The following is a 16,729-nucleotide window of genomic DNA, read 5'->3' on the forward strand; positions in this document are numbered from 1 at the left end:
CCGATTTTGGCCTTTCTATCCCGGCTTTCTGCTTACATTTATCCACTGAATTCTATTGTTTTCCCCCAAAATACCGTATGCACCCACTCTTACGTTCTTGGTCCCGCGTTGCACCGGGCGTTGCTGCCGTTTTGTTATCACTGGGCTTGTCTTCGACGGCGGTGGCTCAGTGTCCTGTTGCGGCGGCCTGCACCCCGGGCTCGGCCAGCATCGCCAATCCGTCGCTCTACGGCATGGCCATTCTGGGCGTGACGGTGAGCAACACCGTGCTGGCCAACCGAACGGCCTATACCACTGGTTACCGCGACTTTAGTTGCACCGTGGCCGCTGTGCCGCTGGTGGTGGGCCAAACGTACCCCATCAGCATCCGCACCACCACTACGGCCGTGCAAAACGTGCGGGTGTATGTGGACTACAACAACGACGGGGCCTTCACCGGCAACGACGAGTTGGTGTATCAGGACATTAACCCATCCGGCAGCACGCCGGCCAACCCGCACGTGGGCACTTTCACGCCGCCCGCCACGGCCACCCTGGGCGCCCGCCTGCGCCTGCGCGTGGCCACCGACTACATCAACAGCCCCCTGCCCACCTCGTGCTCGACGCCGGTGTACTCGCAGGACGAGGACTACAGCGTCACACTTTCGGCCAACGTGAGCCCGCCGCTGGCGGCCTTCACCACCAACGGCACCACCACCTGCTCGGGCTGTGTGCAGTTTACTGACGCCAGCCAGAACATCCCCACCTCCTGGCTCTGGACCTTCGGCGACGGTGGCACCAGCACCCAGCAAAACCCCAACCACTGCTACGCCACGGCCGGCACCTACGCCGTGACCCTGCGCGCTACCAACGCGGCCGGCAGCGCCACCAGCGCCGCCACCACCATCACCTACAACACCACGGTGCCGGTGGCGGCCAGCTGCACGCCCAGCACCACCAACTTCTTCGCCAACTACGGCATCGTCCGGTTCCGGCTGGGCACCATCGACAACGCCTCGGCCGACGGCAGCGCCGGCTATCAGGATTTCACCTGCCCGCAGCGCACCGAACTGCAGGTGGGCCTCAACAACCAGATGATAATCACGACGGGCGGCAGCAACGCGCACGACATCCGGGTGTATCTGGACCTGAACAACGACGGCACGCTGGCCGCCTCCGAGCTGGTGTACCAGGGCCTGAACTCGCCCAGCCCCGGCCCCACCGCCACCCTGAACCTGCCCGCCAGCACCGTGCTCAACCAGCCCCTGCGCCTGCGCGTGGTGGCCGACGCCGTGGGCAGCAACCCCGGCCCCTGCACCAACCAGGTGAGCGGCCAGGCCGAAGACTACACCGTGGTGGCCCGCCCCAACACCTCGCCGCCCATCGTGAACTTCAGCAGCAACTACGTGGCCGGCGGCTGCGTGAACCCCGTGCAGTTTACTGACCTGAGCACCAACGCGCCCACCTCCTGGCTGTGGACCTTCGGCGACGGCGGCACCAGCACCCTCCAGAACCCCTCGCACCAGTACCTGGCCTCGGGCACCTACACCGTGAGCTTGCAAGCCACCAATGCCAACGGCTCGCGCACCGTGACGCGCACCGACTACCTCACCATTCAGGTGCCCTGCCTGGTGTACTGCGCCTCCAACGGCACGGGTGGCACGGGCCCCGGCGGCACCCAGCTGGCCAGCCCCTTCTACATCACCTCCGTGAGCGTGCCGGGCGCCGTGCCGGCTTTCACCAACACCTCGCTGAACTCCACGGGCGGCTACGGCAACTTCACCAGCTCGCCCATCACGCTCACCGCCCGCTCGATGACGCTCACCGTGAACACCAACCTGACGGCGGCGCACCGCACCTCCGTGTGGGTGGACCTGAACGTGGACGGCGTGTTTGACAACAACACCGAACTGGTGGCCAACGGACTCACGCCCGCCGGCAGCGCCTCCTACACGGCCACCTTCGCCCTCAACAGCACCGCAGCCAACCTCAACACCCGCATGCGCGTGCTGGTGGTGGCCAACACCAACGCCCCCAGCCCCTGCGGCGTGAACACCCTGAACGCCGAGGTGGAAGACTACCAGGTGCGGGTGCAGCCCCTCGCCGCGCGCGACGCCCAGGCCCTGCCCGGCCTGACCGTATTCCCGACCCCCACCGCCGACGGCCTGGTGCGCCTCAACCTAGCCGATGCCAGCGCCGCCGGCACCTACGCCGTGGCCGTGCAGAACCTGTTGGGCGCCACGGTGCTGAGCACCTCCCTGCGCCTGAGCCCCACCGCCGATGCCCAACTCGACCTGAGCCGCCTGGCGCCGGGCGTGTACGTGCTGCACCTGCGCGACGCCCAGGGCCAGACGGCCGTGCGCCGCGTGGTGCGCCAGTAAGCTTTCACTACTCGCCGCCTTCGATTTACCCGACCCATAACACCGGCGGCCAGCGGGCCGCCGGCCTGTTTTTCTGCATTCCCTTCTTCATCTTCTTGTATGTTTAAAACCTTACCACGGCGTTTTTTTGGGGCGATTCTGCTACTGGCACTGCTGGTGCTGGGGGCGCGGCCGGCGCAGGCCACCCACTTGCTGGGCGGCGAAATGAGCTACCGCTACCTCGATGCCAACGGCACCACGGCCAACCCCTTCCGGTACGAAATCACCGTCACCATCTACAGCAACGGCAAATGGACCAACATTAACCCCAACGGCGTGGCGGCACCGCCCACCTCGGTCCCGGTCGACATCTACAACCGGACCACGGGGCTGCGCATTCAGTCTTTCAACTTTGCCCGAACCGCCCCCACGCCCACCAACGCCAACCTGCCGGCGCCCATTACGCCGCGGGTGCCCACGGGCTGTACCGTGCAAGGCCCCAGCCAGCCGTTCTACCTCTGCAAGTTTGTGCAGGTGGTGAGCTTGCCGGTGTCGTTTGATGGCTACTACGCCGTGTATTCGGTGGCGGCGCGCAACAATGACCTGGACAACATCGAAAACACCCTGGGCGGACCCAACGGCGGCAACGTGCCCCTCACCCTCTACGTGAGCATGGCCCCGCCGCTGATTACGAACCGTTCGCCGGTGTTTTCGGACACCGCCGTGGCCGTGGTGTGCCAAAACGATACCACCATCACCCTCAACAACGCCTTCGACCCCGACGGCGACCGCCTCGTGTACTCCTTCGGCACGCCCTACGGCACGCTGAGCGGCACGGGCTTATTTCCGCCCCTGCCCAACCCTGTGCCCTACAAAACCGGCTATAGCGGGACCAACCCCTTCGGCACCGGCGCCGGCAACTTTGCGCTGATTAACGCCTCAACGGGCATTTCAAAATACGGCGGTACCACCCTCGGCAAGTTTGTGGTGGCCGTCGACGTGTCGGAATACCGCGCCATCAACGGCCGTGAAGTGCTGCTGGGCACCACCCGACGGGACCTGCAATTGCTGGTGTCGACCTGCCCGGCCACGCCCCCGCCCGTGTTGCCGCCAGCCCTCACCGTGCCCCGCAGCTACACCATCGAGGAAGGCCAGAGCCTGAGCATCCCCATTTCGGCCACCCAATCCAGCAACCACCCGCTGGTGCTCACCGTGAACAGCGCCCTGCTCGACGGCAGCGGGCCGTTCAACACCACCTTCAACGGCAGCACGGGCACGGTGCAGGCGGGCAACCTAACCGGCACGGCGTCGGCCAGCGGCACGGGCTCGGTGGCGGGCACCTTTGTGTTTAACTCCACCTGCGGCAATGCCCGCTCTGCGCCCTACGACCTGGGCGTGACGGTGAAAGACAACGGCTGCGGCGGCAAGATTGCCTCCGATGTGTTCCGCATCACCGTGAACCGCGCGGCGGGCCCCACGGCCATCAACGGGCCGGCCACGGTGTGCGACCCGGCCACGGTGCGTACCTACACGGCTTCGGGCCCGGTGCCGGCGTCGTATCGCTGGCGCGTGACGGGCGGCGTCATCACGAGCGGGCAGAACACCAACACCGTGAACGTGACCTGGAACAACGCCAATGCCACCGGCACGCTGGTGCTGAAGGGCATTTCCTCGTTTGGCTGCCCCACCGACTCGGTAACCAAGACCGTGGACATTCGCCCCTTGCCGGCCCTCACCGTGACCGCCAGCGCCGCCAGCATTTGCCAGGGCGGCAACGCCACCCTCACCGTGACCGGCCAGACCGGTCTGACCTACGCCTGGAGCGGCGGCGGCCAGAATTCTACCAACACTTCCATCACGGTGGCGCCCACCGCCACCACCACCTACACCGTGGTGGGCTCGGACGGCACCTGCACCACTTCGGCCACCTTCACCGTGACCGTGACGGCGCCGCCCACGGCCGCCGCCGGCCCCGATATTACCGTGTGCCCGAACGTAGCGTCGGTGCCCCTGGGCGTGGCCCCGGTCACGGGCTATACGTATTTGTGGAGCCCGGCCACGGGCCTGAGCAGCAGCACCGTAGCGCAACCCACCGTGACGCTGCCCAACGCCACCGGCGCCCCCATCCGGCAAGGCTACAAGCTGACCGTGACCGCCGGCGCGGGCTGCACCAGCACCGACTCGGTGTACGTGACGGTGAGCCCGGCCGCCGTGGCCAACGCGGGCCTGGCCCGCACCACCTGTTCGGGTGTGGCCTCGCAGCCGCTGGGCAGCGCTGGCCTGCCCGGCTACTCCTACAGCTGGAGCCCGGCCACGGGCCTGAGCAGCAGCACCGTGGCGCAACCCACCGTGACGCTGCCCAACACCACCGGCGCGGCCATCACCCAGACGTATATCCTGACGGCCACCAGCCCGCAGGGCTGCACGGCCACTTCGACCGTGGTGGTCACCATCAGCCCGGCCGCCGTGGCCTCGCCCGGCCCGGCCCTCAGCTTCTGCTCCGGCACCACTTCGGCGCCCCTGGGCGGCACGGCTACGCCGGTGGCCGGCACCACCTATAGCTGGAGCCCCGCCACCGGCCTCAGCAACCCCAACATCCTGAACCCGACCGTGACCGGCACCAACACCACCGGCGCGCCCATCACCACCACCTACACCCTGACGGCCACCACTACCAACGGCTGCGTGAGCACCGCAACGGTAGCCGTCACCATCAACCCCGCCGCGGTGGCTGATGCCGGCGCGGCCAAGCAAACCTGCTCGAATGTGCCCGTCAGCATCGGCGGCACGGCCGTGGCGGGCACCACCTACGCCTGGAGCCCCGCCACGGGCCTGAGCAGCGCCACCGTGCTGAACCCCACCGTGACCCTGCCCAACCTGACCAACGCGCCCATCACGGCTACCTACACCCTGACGGCCACCACGGCCAACGGCTGCGTGGCCACCAATACGGTCGTGGTAACCATCAATCCGGCGGCGGTAGCCGATGCCGGCCTCGCCAAGCAAACCTGCTCCAACGTTCCGGTCAGCATCGGAAGCACTGCCGTCACGGGCTATACCTATAGCTGGAGCCCGGCCACGGGCCTGAGCAGCGCCACGGCGGCCAACCCCACCGTGACCCTGCCCAACCTGACCAATGCACCCATCATTACCACCTATACGCTGACGGCCACCACGGCCAACGGCTGCGTGGCCACCAACACCGTGGCCGTGACCGTGAACCCCGCGGCAGTAGCTGTACCCGGCGCCGACCAAGCCGTGTGCTCGGGCGCTAGCATCACCCTGGGCGCGGCTCCTGTTGCCGGCTACTCGTATAGCTGGAGCCCGGCCACGGGCCTGAGCAGCACCACGGTGGCCAACCCCACCTTCACGCTGACCAATACGACCAACGCGCCCATCATCACGACTTACACCCTGACGGCCACCACCGCCAACGGCTGCGTGAGCACCGGCACGGTGACCGTGACCGTGAACCCCGCTGCCGTGGCCAACCCCGGCCCGACCGTGGCCGTGTGCGATAAGAGCCGCGTGACGCTGGGCACGCCCGCCTTGCCGGGCTACACCTACCGCTGGACCCCCAGCGCCAACCTCAGCAGTCCCGGTGTGGCCCAGCCCGTGCTCACCGGCGTGAACACGACGGCCGCCCCCATCACCCTGACCTATACCCTGACGGCCACCACGGCCGCTGGCTGCGTGGCCACCAACACGGTGACCGTGACCGTGAACCCGCGCCCGGCACCGGAGCCCATTGTGGGCCCCGCTTCGGTGTGCCCCACCGTGACGGGCATCGCCTACTCGGTGCCCACCCCGGCCGCCACGGCCTACACCTGGCTGATTCAGGGCGGCACCATTGCCAGCGGCCAGGGCACACCGGCCGTGACGGTAAACTGGGGCCCGGCCCAAACCGGCGCCTACCTGAAGGTATTCCGCCTGAACGCGCAGGGGTGCTCTTCCGACACCACCACCCTGCCCATCGTCATCAACCAACGCTTGCAAACGGTGCGGCCCACCGGCCCCGGCGACATTGCCCAGCTACCGCCTCCCGTACGCGGCGTGTGCCAGGCCGACGGTCCTTACACCTACCGCAGCGGTTCGTTTGCGGCCGGCTCCAGCTATTCCTGGCTCATCATTGGCGGCACGCAGGTGAGCACCTCGCAGAACACGGTGACGGTGAACTGGAACCCGGTGACGGTGCCCACCATCGGCAAAATTGTGGTTACCGAGACCAGCAACCCCGCCGGGGGCGTTTGCCGCGGCGAGTCGGACACGCTGAAAGTGCTCATCAACCCCTCGCCCCGCCCCTCGCTGGCCATTGCGGGCCCCGTGCGGGTGTGCCAGGGCAGCGGCCCGGCTACGTTCTCGCTGCCGGGCGGCTTCACGGGTTCTACCTACGTTTTCCAGCTGAGCGGCACCACACTGGCCGGCTCCGGCAACAGCCGCACGCTGGCCACGCTGCCTGCCCCCGGCACCTACACGCTCACGGCCCAGGAAACATCCTCGGCTGGTTGCGTGGGCCCGCTCTACAGCACCCCCTTCACGGTGAACCCCACGCCGACGGCTCCCACCATTTCGGGGTCGGGCTTTGTGTGTAATACCACCGTGGCCCAGCAGTACACCGTCGCCAATGCCCCCACCGGCGCCACCTACCAGTGGACCATTGTGGGCGGCACCATTACCTCCACGCCGGTTACGGCCAGCACCGTGACGGTGCGCTTCAACGCCACCGGGCCCTACTCGGTGAGCGCCGTGGAAGTGAGCGCCAGCCCGGCCTCCTGCCCCAGCGCCGCCACCACGCGCACCATTCTGTTCGATGCGCCGAGCGTGGCCCTCACGCTCGGCTCGGTAGACGTGGCCAGCAACAACCGCATTGTGCTGTCGCTGAACGCACCGGGCAGCACCAACACTCCCAACCAGGTGCAAATCATGCGCCGGGTGGCCGGAACGGGCACTTTCGCAGCAGTGGGCCAGACCGCGGCTTCGTCGACCACGTTCACCGACAACAACAGCGTGGACGCCAACGCCAACTCCTACGAGTACCGCCTCGACCTGACCAACGGCTGCGGCACCCTCGTGTCGAGCACCGTGGTGCAAACCGTGCGCCTCACCGCCGCGGCCACGCCGGGCGCCGGCCGCAACCAGGGCAGCGTGGCCCTCGCCTGGAACGCCTACCAGGGCTTCACGGTGAAGGAATACCGCATCTACCGCCGCTCCGATGCCGGCGCCGCGGCGCTGGTGAGCACTGTGCCCGCCAACGTATTGACGGCCACTGTTTCGAACACCGACGCCAGCAACGTGGCCTCGGGCTTTGGCTTCCAGGAAAACTTCCGGGTGGTGGCCGTGAGCACCGACGCCACCGAGCGCCTGTCGAACTCCAACGAAGCCCGCGTCGACTTTGCCAACAACACCAAGGTCTACAACATCATCACGCCCAACCGCGACGGGCAGAACGATGTGCTCGTGATTGACAACATCGCCCTCTACCCTGGCAACACCTTCACCGTGTTCAACCGCTGGGGCCGCGAGGTGTACAAAACCACCAACTATCGCAACAACTGGGGCGACGACCCGAACATCGCCGCCGGCCAGTACTTCTACCTGCTGACCCTGCCCAACGGCACCAGCATCAAGAACTGGTTCGAGGTGGTGAAGTAGCCGCACCTGGCCCGCAACCACTGCCCGAAAAGGCCTGCCGCATGGCAGGCCTTTTCTTTTACAGCACTTTATAACAATGCGCCGGAAGACGCCTGCCCGATGCTTTTTCAGGCGGAAAGCATCCGCCGGGGTAAGGGCACCACAAAGCGAGAACAGCAGCTTGTTTCTTACCCAGCAGGCCCGGGATGCGCAAGGGCAGTGGCACGACATCGAGGACAACCCCAGCAGCGTTTGCGGCAACAGCGACCATCAGGTGTTTCTGGCGCCGGGCCAGTGCTGGCAGCTGGTCGCCTACGCGGGCGGACAGCCCACCCAGCTGCGGGCCCGGCTGCGCGCCAGCCGCGAGCGCGGCAAAAGCCAGCGCTCCGACTTGTACAGCAACCCGTTTGCGGGCAGCGTGAACCCGGCCCAGTTTTGGCGCACCGAAGGGCACTTGCCCTAGAGCATTATGGACCCCTACCTCAACTAGCATCCTTCTCGGTAAGGGAGACCTGTTGGGCACTTTAACCAGGAAATTGGGACGGTGCCGGTGGCGGGGAGGGCGACCCGTCCGCGTACCTTTGCGGACTTATTGCTCCCGTTATGTCCCGCAAAATCACGAAAGCTTCTAAAAATTTACCCGAAGACGCCCTGCAGAACGTTCTGATTCAGGACATGGTGGCCGAAGGCAAATGCCTGGTCCGCATCGAGAATCTGGTCATCTTCGTCTCGCAAGTGGCCCCCGGCGACGTGGTGGACCTGCGCATCACGCGGGCCAAGAAGAACTTTCTGGAAGCCGTCCCTACGCATTTCCATTCCTACTCCGAGCTGCGCACCACGCCGTTTTGCCAGCACTTTGGCACTTGCGGCGGCTGCAAGTGGCAGCACCTGGGCTACGACTCGCAGTTGCGCTTCAAGCAGCAGCAGGTGGAAGACACCCTGCAGCGCATCGGCAAAGTGGCGCTGCCCGAAATCCAGCAGATTCTGCCCTCGCCCCAGCGCACCTATTACCGCAACAAGCTCGAATACACCTTCAGCTTCATGGGCTGGCTCACCAACGAGCAAATCAACGACGACACCCAGCACTACGACCGCCGGGTGCTGGGCTTCCACACCCCGGCCCGCTTCGACAAGATTATCGACGTGCAGCACTGCCACCTGCAGCCCGAGCCGAGCAACGAAATCCGCCTCTTCATCCGCGACTACGCCCGGGAACGCGACCTGCGCTTCGGCAACATCGTGCGCCAGACCGGCAACCTGCGCAACCTCATTATCCGCACGGCCCAGACCACCGGCGAAATCATGGTGATTTTGCAGTGCTACCTGCCCCACCACAGCATCGAGCCGCTGCTGGACGCCGTGTACGAGAAATTCCCGCAGATTACCTCGCTCAACTACGTGCTCAACAACAAGGGCAACGAAACCTTCCACGACCTGGAAGTGGTGAACTACAAGGGCAAGCCCTACATCGAGGAGGAGATGGAAGGCCTGCGCTTCCGCATCGGCCCCAAGTCCTTCTACCAAACCAATTCAGAAGGCGCCCACCAGCTCTACAAAGTGGCCCGCGAGTTTGCCGACCTGCAAGGCGACGAGCTGGTGTACGACCTCTACACCGGCGCCGGCACCATCGCCAGCTTCGTGGCCCGGCAAGCCCGCAAGGTCATCGGCGTCGAGTATGTCGAGCAGGCCGTGGCCGACGCCCACGTCAACGCCGAAATCAACGGCATCACCAACATGGAGTTCTTCGCCGGCGACATGAAGGACGTGCTCACGGCCGAGTTCACGGCCCACCACGGCCGCCCCGACGTCCTCATCACCGACCCGCCACGCGCCGGCATGCACGAAGACGTGGTGGCCCGCCTGCTGGAGCTGCGCGCCCCCCGCATCGTATACATCAGCTGCAACCCTGCCACCCAGGCCCGCGATTTGGAACTGCTGGATGCCGCTTATAAAGTCACCCGCGTGCAGCCGGTTGATATGTTTCCCCACACCCACCACGTGGAGAATGTGGTAGCGTTGGAACTGAAGTAGAATGAACGAGGGCTTGGACTTTGTCTGTGCGGAAAGCTCTGGGGTTCCAATTCTGTTGTGTCCAGCAGAATTAGCGAATCATTGGGAAGGGATTAACGAGCCTACGGGAGGTAGAGAGATTAATGCTGTCTTTCATTTGAATGGCCCCGATGGTGCTCACGTAGATTATGACCGAGCATGTGATGCTGCTGCTGAGTACATAAGCAGCATTCAAATTGGTACAGGTCAAGCGTTGGTTTTTGGTGATGAGATACCAGCTATGTATTGGATTAAATCCGAAACATTCAACGGTGGCTACGCTTTGACTTGGCTTTTCTTGCCTGATGCTGAACATCCAGATTATCGGAAACTGATAAAAGCGCTTCCTGATGGTTTCTTTAGTGACTCTGGTTACACCGTAACGTGCTCCGACAAAGGCTTTCTGTTGTTCCCTTCAACCCAAAGCCCAATTGATGGTGACTATTTCGAGTCCGTAGAAATCAAAGTTCCAGCAGGCACCTATGCAACTGGGCTAGGTTTTTATGAAACATCTGAAACCAATATCCGCATTATAAGAATTCAGCAGCAGAACAAATAATGGATTACTTCAACGACCCCGAACTCAACGGCAAATACCTCGGCACCATCACCAAGGACTTCGCCACCGTGTCCGACACGCTGAGCGAAGCCTCGGCCCAGATTCGTAAGCGCGACATCAGCCAATACCCCATTTTCGTGTTTGCCAAGCAAGAAGTGCCCCTCGGCGGCCTGCTCGTGAACGCCGACGAAATGAACCTTGAGTGGCACGTTTTCGCCAGCTACCTGGAGCTGTTCGTGCAGCAGGGCATTGTTAGCGCCGAGGGCATCGAGGCGTTCCAGGCGACCTACAAGGATGCCAACGAGTTCTGCTGCCTCTTCGTGCTGGACGAGGAGTTCACCAATTTCGTGTTCGTGCCTTATCCGGAGGACTAACCCCGGTTGAGTACCAACAAAAACGCCTGTCAGGCTGAGCGTAGCGAAGCATCTTTCACCGCTGAACGACATGTTCTAACGTGATAAGATGCTTCGCTACGCTCAGCCTGACAGGCGTTTTTGCTTTAGCGCATTGCCGTTATTGCCGGCGCTGCACCGGCAAGTCTTCCAGCTGTGCGTAGCTCAGCTTCCAGGTATTGTCGGCGGCTTTTTTCCAGAGGAAGATATAATTGCCCTCGCCGAAACCGGCGGCTTCGCCGGGGGCGGCGGGCGCCACATCCACCGAGAAGGTGCCGGCTTCGTAAGCCGTGTTGGCGTCCACGCCGCTGCTGCTCACGCTGGTTTTCAGGTTGCTGATGGTGGCCACGGTGGCGCTCACCCATTTTTGTGACACTTCGTCTTTGCCCTTCCAGTGGGCATTGCCCTGCACAAAGGCCACGTCGTCGGCCATCATGCCGGTGATTTTGCCGGTGTCGCGGCTGTTCCAGGCACTGATAAAGTCCTGGTCAAGGGTTTGCACGTTCACGGCGTCGCCGGTTTTGGAGCACGAGCTCAGGGCGACGGCTACAAACAAGCTGCAAAGAAAGGATTTCATACATCCAAGGTGTTGGTGAAAGGAAATGTGGTGGGCAGCATCACCCACGGGCTAAAAGTAGCAAACCCCGGGCGTTGGCGCCCAGGGTTTGACATATTACGCAAAGCGCGGGCTTACCAGCTTTTCCGACGAATTTCTTCGGTCGAGTACGGCTTGGAAGCGTCGCCGTAGTGCGGGTTGGGCAAGTAGGCGGCGCCCGGTACGCCCGGCTGGCTCATGGCGCCCGGCATAGCGGCCGAAGCGGTGAGGCTGTTCACGGGCACGGCCGTGGTTTGGGTGCTGGTGGCTACCAGGGCCGTCTTGCTCTCGTTGCGGGCGTTGGCGCGGCGCAGTTCGGCGCGGTAGGCGGCCTCGCGGGCGGCGGCGGCGCGGTTGGCGGCTGCAATGCGGGCCCGCTCCTTGCGCTTGTTATCAATGTGCTTGCCCACGCCGTAGCCGATGGCACCACCGGCCACGCCGCCCACCACGCCGCCCACGGCCCGGTTGCGCTTGTTGATGATAGCACCGGCGGCGGCCCCGCCCAGGCCGCCGATTACGGCGCCTTTGGCTTGCGGGCTCCACTGGGCTTTAGCAGGCGCCGAGCCAAATACGGTGCTCAGCAGGATAATCAGAGCGAAAAAATACGGAAGCTTTTTCATGGCTATCGAACGAAAAGTTGAGTGGAAATCCTGGCGGATATCAACCGGAAAAACAATTAGCGTGCCATTCCGGGATATCAACCTCAGCCCCCTAACGATTGGCGGCCCCACAAGGTTGATTCTTGCGGGCTAGAAATGAGTTAAAAGCTGGTCCACCCCTGCGCCTTAAGCGGCACCGGCTGACCAGCTTTGGTGATGAGGTTTGCGCCGTCGGCCGCATCGGTGAGGTGGCCGAGGATGGTGATGTCGGGGTGATTTTTAATTTTCTCGTGGTCGGTCACGGGCACCGTAAACAATAGCTCGTAGTCCTCGCCGCCGTTGAGGGCGCAGGTGATGGGGTCGAGGTTGAATTCGGCGGCCGCTTCCAGCGTGGGGTTGGCCAGGGGCAGAAACTCGCTGAACACCCGCGCGCCCGTGCCGCTGCTGGCGCACAAGTGCAGCACCTCCGAAGCCAGCCCGTCGGATACGTCTATCATGCTGGTGGGCCGGATGCCCAGTTCGCGCAGCTCGTGCACAATGTCGAGCCGCGCTTCTGGCCGCAACTGGCGCTGCACCACGTACTCGTAATTGCCCAGTTCGGGCTGGGTTTCGGGGTCGGCCAGAAAAGCTTGCTTTTCGCGCTCCAGCACCTGCAGGCCCAGGAAAGCGCCGCCCAGGTCGCCGCTCACGCAGAGTAGGTCGGTGGGCTGGCCGCCACTGCGGCGCACGGCCTGGCCGGCGGGGGCTTCGCCCAGCACGGTCACGGCCAGGGTGAGGCCGCCGCGGCTGGCGGTGGTGTCGCCGCCCACCAGGTCCACGTTGTAGGCCTCGCAGGCCAGGCGCATGCCGGCATACAGCTCTTCCACCGCCTCCACCGTGAAGCGCGGGCCCACCGAGAGGGCCACCACCAGCTGCGTGGGCAGGGCGTTCATGGCCGCCACGTCCGATACGTTTACGGCCACGGCCTTGTACCCCAGGTGCCGCAGGGGGCAAAACGACAGGTCGAAGTGTATGCCTTCGACCAGCAAATCGGTGGTCATTACCAGGTCGTGGCCCGCGGTGGGCCGGATGATGGCCGCGTCGTCGCCGATGCCCAGCACCGTGCCGGGCTGGCGCTGGCTGAGGCCAGCCTGCAGGCGGCGGATGAGGGCAAATTCGCCAATGGCGTTGAGGGGCGTGAGATTTTCGGGCATAAGAAAAGTATGGTCAGGAACGAAGGGATGGCGCCCCCCTTTGCCGATGAGCAAAGCAGGAAACCGATGCCGCAAAAGTACGCGCACAAAAAAAGGAGGGAATTGCTTCCCTCCTTTTCCGGCTGCTGAGCGGGGCACTTTACTGCACCACCAGCTCCTTGTAGATTTTGGTCGTGCCGTCGGCACTCCAAATCTGCACGAAGTACAGGCCGGGCTTCAGGGACGATACATCCAGCTGCAGCTTCTCCTGGCCAGAGCCTTTGGCCTGGGCCGAGATGCGCTGGCCAAGGTTGTTGAGCACGGTCACGCTGCCCACTTTGGCGTCCTTAATTTCCACCGTGGCCAGGCCGTGGGCGGGGTTGGGGTACACGCTGATGTTGGCGTCGAACTTGGCCAGGGTGCCCGAAATGGTGGTTTGGTAGACGCCGAACGGGCCGGTATAACCAATGTGCTGGCCGAGCTGGTCGTAAAGCTGCGCGCCCACCGAGCCGCTGCCCGTGGTGCCGGGAGGGAAAGCGTAGCTGTACACCGACCACTCAGTGGCAATGTTGTAGGCATTGGCGGCCGTGCTGCGCACGGGCGGGTTGGTGCCGGGCACGTTTTGCGGGCCGGGATTGGTACGCACGCCGGTCGAAACCGACGGACGACGCACCAGGCTCTGGTTGGCCGACGAGGGGTACACGGCGCTGGTGCCGGTGCCGTCGACGGGGTTGGTGCCGCTCCAGTTGCCGGTGCCGGTGCCGCCCGAAGCCAGCAGGGGCTGCTCGCCAATCACACCAATCAAGTCAACAATAACGCCTTGGCCCGTGCCGGCCGTGCCGCTGGGGTAGCGCACCAGGGCCACGGCGTCGTCGCCGTTGAAGTACGCCACGCCGCCGCCGATGAGCACCGTGGGGCCAGTGGTGGGGGCGTGGCCCACGCTGAACTGGTTGGCCGCCGTGCGAATAACCGGCAGCGTCGCCTCGCCGCTGGCCACCACAAAAGTGCTGCGGGGGTTCATGGTGTTGGAACCTACGGCCACTTGGTTGGCGTCGCTGCGGAACAGGCGCTCTTCTTCGGTGGGCGTGGTGCTGCCGTTGGAATAACGGCGAATGGAGTACGGGTTGAGGTTGACGATGCTGGTGGTCGGGTTGTAGATTTCAATAGCCCGCTCGCTGCCCGTGGAAGGAGTAGCGCCGCCGTAGTTCACGCCCGATTGGTGCGCTCCCTCGTCGTACTCAGAGAAAAAAAGCTCGGTGCCTTGCGCATGAGCAGCGCCCGAAAGCAGCAGGCCCGCCGACAGCAGTAAGTAATGCTTGTTCATAAAAAAGTGAGGTTAAGGAAAGTCAGTGCAACGGCAAAGATACGCGTTTCTAGCAGTTTAGTTTGTGAGCGAGAACCGAGTTAACAATCAGATAAAAACGAGCCTGTGGGCGAAATGGGCCGTTTGGCGACCAGCGCGGACGTAAGATGTTTTTTTAAGCTGCGCGGGTGCCCGAACGCCCGTTAGTCGGCCTATCTTTACCCTTACACCTCCATCCCACCCATGTCAACTGCTGCTCCCCTCCGCCCCCGCAAGGCCCAAATCGACCGCACCGCCACTGCCCTGTTCCGGTCGCGTGGCTTTGCGGCCACCAGCATGCGCGAGCTGGCCACGGCCCTCGGGCTGGAGGCCGGCAGCCTGTATTCGCACATCAAGTCGAAGGAGGAGATACTGCACCGGGTATGCTTTGGGCTGGCCGAAAGCTTTTTCACAGGCTTTGCCACCGCCACCTTCGACGACGCCAAGCCCGTGGCCACGCGGCTGCGGCAGGCCATTGAGGCCCACGTGCGCGTGCTCACCGACGACAGTGCCGCCTCGGCCGTGTTCCTGCACGAGTGGCGCCACCTCAGCGAGCCGGCGCGGGGCGAATTTCTGGCCCTGCGCGACCGGTACGAGGCCGCTTTTCGCGAACTCATTGCGAAGGGCGTGAGCGCCGGCGAGCTGCACACCCCTGACGCCGCTTTCGCCGCCCTCACGCTGCTGGCCAGCCTGAACTGGCTGCCCTCCTGGTACCGGCCCGATGGCAAGCTCTCGCCCGATGAAATTGCGCACCGCCTGGCCGAGCAGCTGCTCAGCGGCCTGCTGCGGACACCGCAGGCCTAAAGCCCCGGCCGGGCCCTGCAATAGCGCGTAGGAAACCGACGTTGGCGCAACGCGGTTGAGAAAGACCGTTTGCATTCCCGTTCCACCAGGAGGCTGGCGTAGCTTTGGCCTTTCCGTTTTTATTGACCGACCCGTATGGCTTTTCCGTTTGTTTCGCCGCTGAAATCATTTCTCTTTGCCTCGCTGGTTGTAGCGGCTTGCGCGGCGTCGTGCAAACGCGACGGCACCAAAACCGTGCTCAACCCTGCCTCGGCGGCGGCGGTGAAGGCCCAGTTCGACGTGTTGCAGGACTCGGTAGCGCTGAAGTGGCGCAACATGACCGAAAGCGACGACCAAAAAATCGGCGTGACGCGGCTGCTCCTGCGCGAACTCCGGAACCAGCCCGGCACCACCCCTGCCCAGTTGCAAGGCCTGGAGCGCGCCAACAACCGCCTCAAGGCCATTCGCTACAACCAGGAGACCATGGCCAGCTCCGACCTCATCGACCGCTACGACAACGCCCAGGACTCGCTGCTGACGGCCCTGTACCCCGTGGCTGCCCCCAACGGCCAGGCGCCCACCGAAAACGCCCGCAATTTCGTGGAAGGCATTCAGCAGCTCGATGCCGGCGTGGTGGCTTTCCGCGTGCAGTACGACCACGCCGTGCACCAATACAACGACTACCTGCGCCTGCACCTGGCCGAGTTGCAGTCGCTGGGCGGCAAATACGCCACCCTCAAGCCCCTGCCCTTCTTCACCATCGGGGCCAAATAAGGAAATCGGCCCAGGAGCCATGCAACCAGAAGATGCACCGGCCGGTCATACCGCCACACGACTTCTTCTGCTCATGAATCGCACTAGTATTCTCATCCGTCGCGCGGCTGCTTTGGCCTTGCTGGGAGCTGGCCTGCTGGGCAGCTGCCAGAAAAAAGATGGCCCCAGCCCCAATTCTCCCACCATTTGCGTGGGGTACCCGCCGGCGTGCGGCACGCCGGCCACCGTGCGCGACCTGAGCGGCCTCGATGGCTGCGGCAAGGTGCTGGAGCTGGCTAACGGCCAGCGCCTGGAGCCCCATGGCGCGGCCTGGAGCACATTTTCGTCCACCAACGGGCAGCGCGTGCTCATTGGCTTCACGCCCACGCAAGCCGCCAGCGTTTGCATGGTAGGCCAGCCCGTCGACATTATCTGCATTCAAAGCGCCAATTAAAGGCAGCCCCAACGGCGGGCGCCGCACTGGGTGAGGCTTGGCTGGGTTGCGAAAAGCTGTT

Annotated in this window: 13 protein-coding genes; 9 read left to right on the top strand and 4 right to left on the bottom strand. The window is 64.1% G+C overall.

What is annotated here, in order from left to right:
* The first annotated feature begins 146 nt into the window (after positions 1 to 146).
* The 6 genes from JAO73_RS23390 to JAO73_RS17495 all read left to right on the top strand — a co-directional run bounded on the left by JAO73_RS23390 (position 147) and on the right by JAO73_RS17495 (position 10,952).
* A complete protein-coding gene (locus tag JAO73_RS23390; protein ID WP_317191242.1) occupies positions 147 to 2,360 on the top strand; it encodes a GEVED domain-containing protein in 2,214 nt (737 codons plus the stop codon).
* A 99-nt stretch (positions 2,361 to 2,459) separates the two neighbouring features.
* A complete protein-coding gene (locus JAO73_RS17475) occupies positions 2,460 to 7,991 on the top strand; it encodes a T9SS type B sorting domain-containing protein (RefSeq protein WP_198978429.1) in 5,532 nt (1,843 codons plus the stop codon).
* 160 nt (positions 7,992 to 8,151) lie between these two features.
* Positions 8,152 to 8,433, top strand: a complete 282-nt coding sequence (locus tag JAO73_RS17480; RefSeq protein WP_198978430.1) for a hypothetical protein — start codon at positions 8,152 to 8,154, stop codon at positions 8,431 to 8,433.
* Between the two features lie 140 nt (positions 8,434 to 8,573).
* Positions 8,574 to 10,001, top strand: coding sequence for a 23S rRNA (uracil(1939)-C(5))-methyltransferase RlmD (gene rlmD, locus JAO73_RS17485; RefSeq protein ID WP_198978431.1), 1,428 nt, complete (start codon positions 8,574 to 8,576; stop codon positions 9,999 to 10,001).
* A gap of 1 nt (position 10,002) precedes the next feature.
* Positions 10,003 to 10,578 (top strand): hypothetical protein, encoded by a 576-nt coding sequence (locus JAO73_RS17490; RefSeq protein WP_198978432.1) that lies wholly within the window; start codon positions 10,003 to 10,005, stop codon positions 10,576 to 10,578.
* Positions 10,578 to 10,952, top strand: a complete 375-nt coding sequence (locus JAO73_RS17495; RefSeq protein WP_198978433.1) for a hypothetical protein — start codon at positions 10,578 to 10,580, stop codon at positions 10,950 to 10,952. The genes JAO73_RS17490 and JAO73_RS17495 overlap by 1 nt, the downstream gene beginning before the upstream one ends.
* A gap of 139 nt (positions 10,953 to 11,091) precedes the next feature.
* On the opposite strand, the gene JAO73_RS17500 is transcribed toward JAO73_RS17495, so the two are convergent.
* The 4 genes from JAO73_RS17500 to JAO73_RS17515 all read right to left on the bottom strand — a co-directional run bounded on the left by JAO73_RS17500 (position 11,092) and on the right by JAO73_RS17515 (position 14,660).
* The gene (locus JAO73_RS17500) at positions 11,092 to 11,547 is read right to left on the bottom strand and encodes a YybH family protein (protein WP_198978434.1); all 456 of its coding nucleotides are present in this window, start codon (positions 11,545 to 11,547) and stop codon (positions 11,092 to 11,094) included.
* Between the two features lie 113 nt (positions 11,548 to 11,660).
* Positions 11,661 to 12,185 carry a YMGG-like glycine zipper-containing protein gene (locus JAO73_RS17505; RefSeq protein WP_198978435.1) on the bottom strand — a complete coding sequence of 175 codons (525 nt, stop codon included), beginning with the start codon at positions 12,183 to 12,185 and terminating at the stop codon, positions 11,661 to 11,663.
* Positions 12,186 to 12,325: 140 nt separating this feature from the next.
* Positions 12,326 to 13,357: a thiamine-phosphate kinase gene (gene thiL, locus JAO73_RS17510; RefSeq protein ID WP_198978436.1), complete on the bottom strand. Its 1,032-nt coding sequence runs from the start codon at positions 13,355 to 13,357 to the stop codon at positions 12,326 to 12,328.
* A 139-nt stretch (positions 13,358 to 13,496) separates the two neighbouring features.
* Positions 13,497 to 14,660 (bottom strand): T9SS type A sorting domain-containing protein, encoded by a 1,164-nt coding sequence (locus JAO73_RS17515; RefSeq protein ID WP_198978437.1) that lies wholly within the window; start codon positions 14,658 to 14,660, stop codon positions 13,497 to 13,499.
* Positions 14,661 to 14,882: 222 nt separating this feature from the next.
* On the opposite strand from JAO73_RS17515, the gene JAO73_RS17520 reads away from it, so the two are divergent.
* The 3 genes from JAO73_RS17520 (at position 14,883) to JAO73_RS17530 (ending at position 16,668) form a co-directional block, all read left to right on the top strand.
* Positions 14,883 to 15,482: a TetR/AcrR family transcriptional regulator gene (locus tag JAO73_RS17520; RefSeq protein WP_198978438.1), complete on the top strand. Its 600-nt coding sequence runs from the start codon at positions 14,883 to 14,885 to the stop codon at positions 15,480 to 15,482.
* A gap of 135 nt (positions 15,483 to 15,617) precedes the next feature.
* On the top strand, positions 15,618 to 16,235 hold the full coding sequence (locus JAO73_RS17525) for a hypothetical protein (protein ID WP_198978439.1): 618 nt from the start codon (positions 15,618 to 15,620) through the stop codon (positions 16,233 to 16,235).
* Between the two features lie 73 nt (positions 16,236 to 16,308).
* Positions 16,309 to 16,668 (top strand): hypothetical protein, encoded by a 360-nt coding sequence (locus tag JAO73_RS17530; protein WP_198978440.1) that lies wholly within the window; start codon positions 16,309 to 16,311, stop codon positions 16,666 to 16,668.
* Positions 16,669 to 16,729: the final 61 nt, after the last annotated feature.

The organism is Hymenobacter miniatus, assembly GCF_016427455.1.
GTDB classification, from domain to species: domain Bacteria; phylum Bacteroidota; class Bacteroidia; order Cytophagales; family Hymenobacteraceae; genus Hymenobacter; species Hymenobacter armeniacus.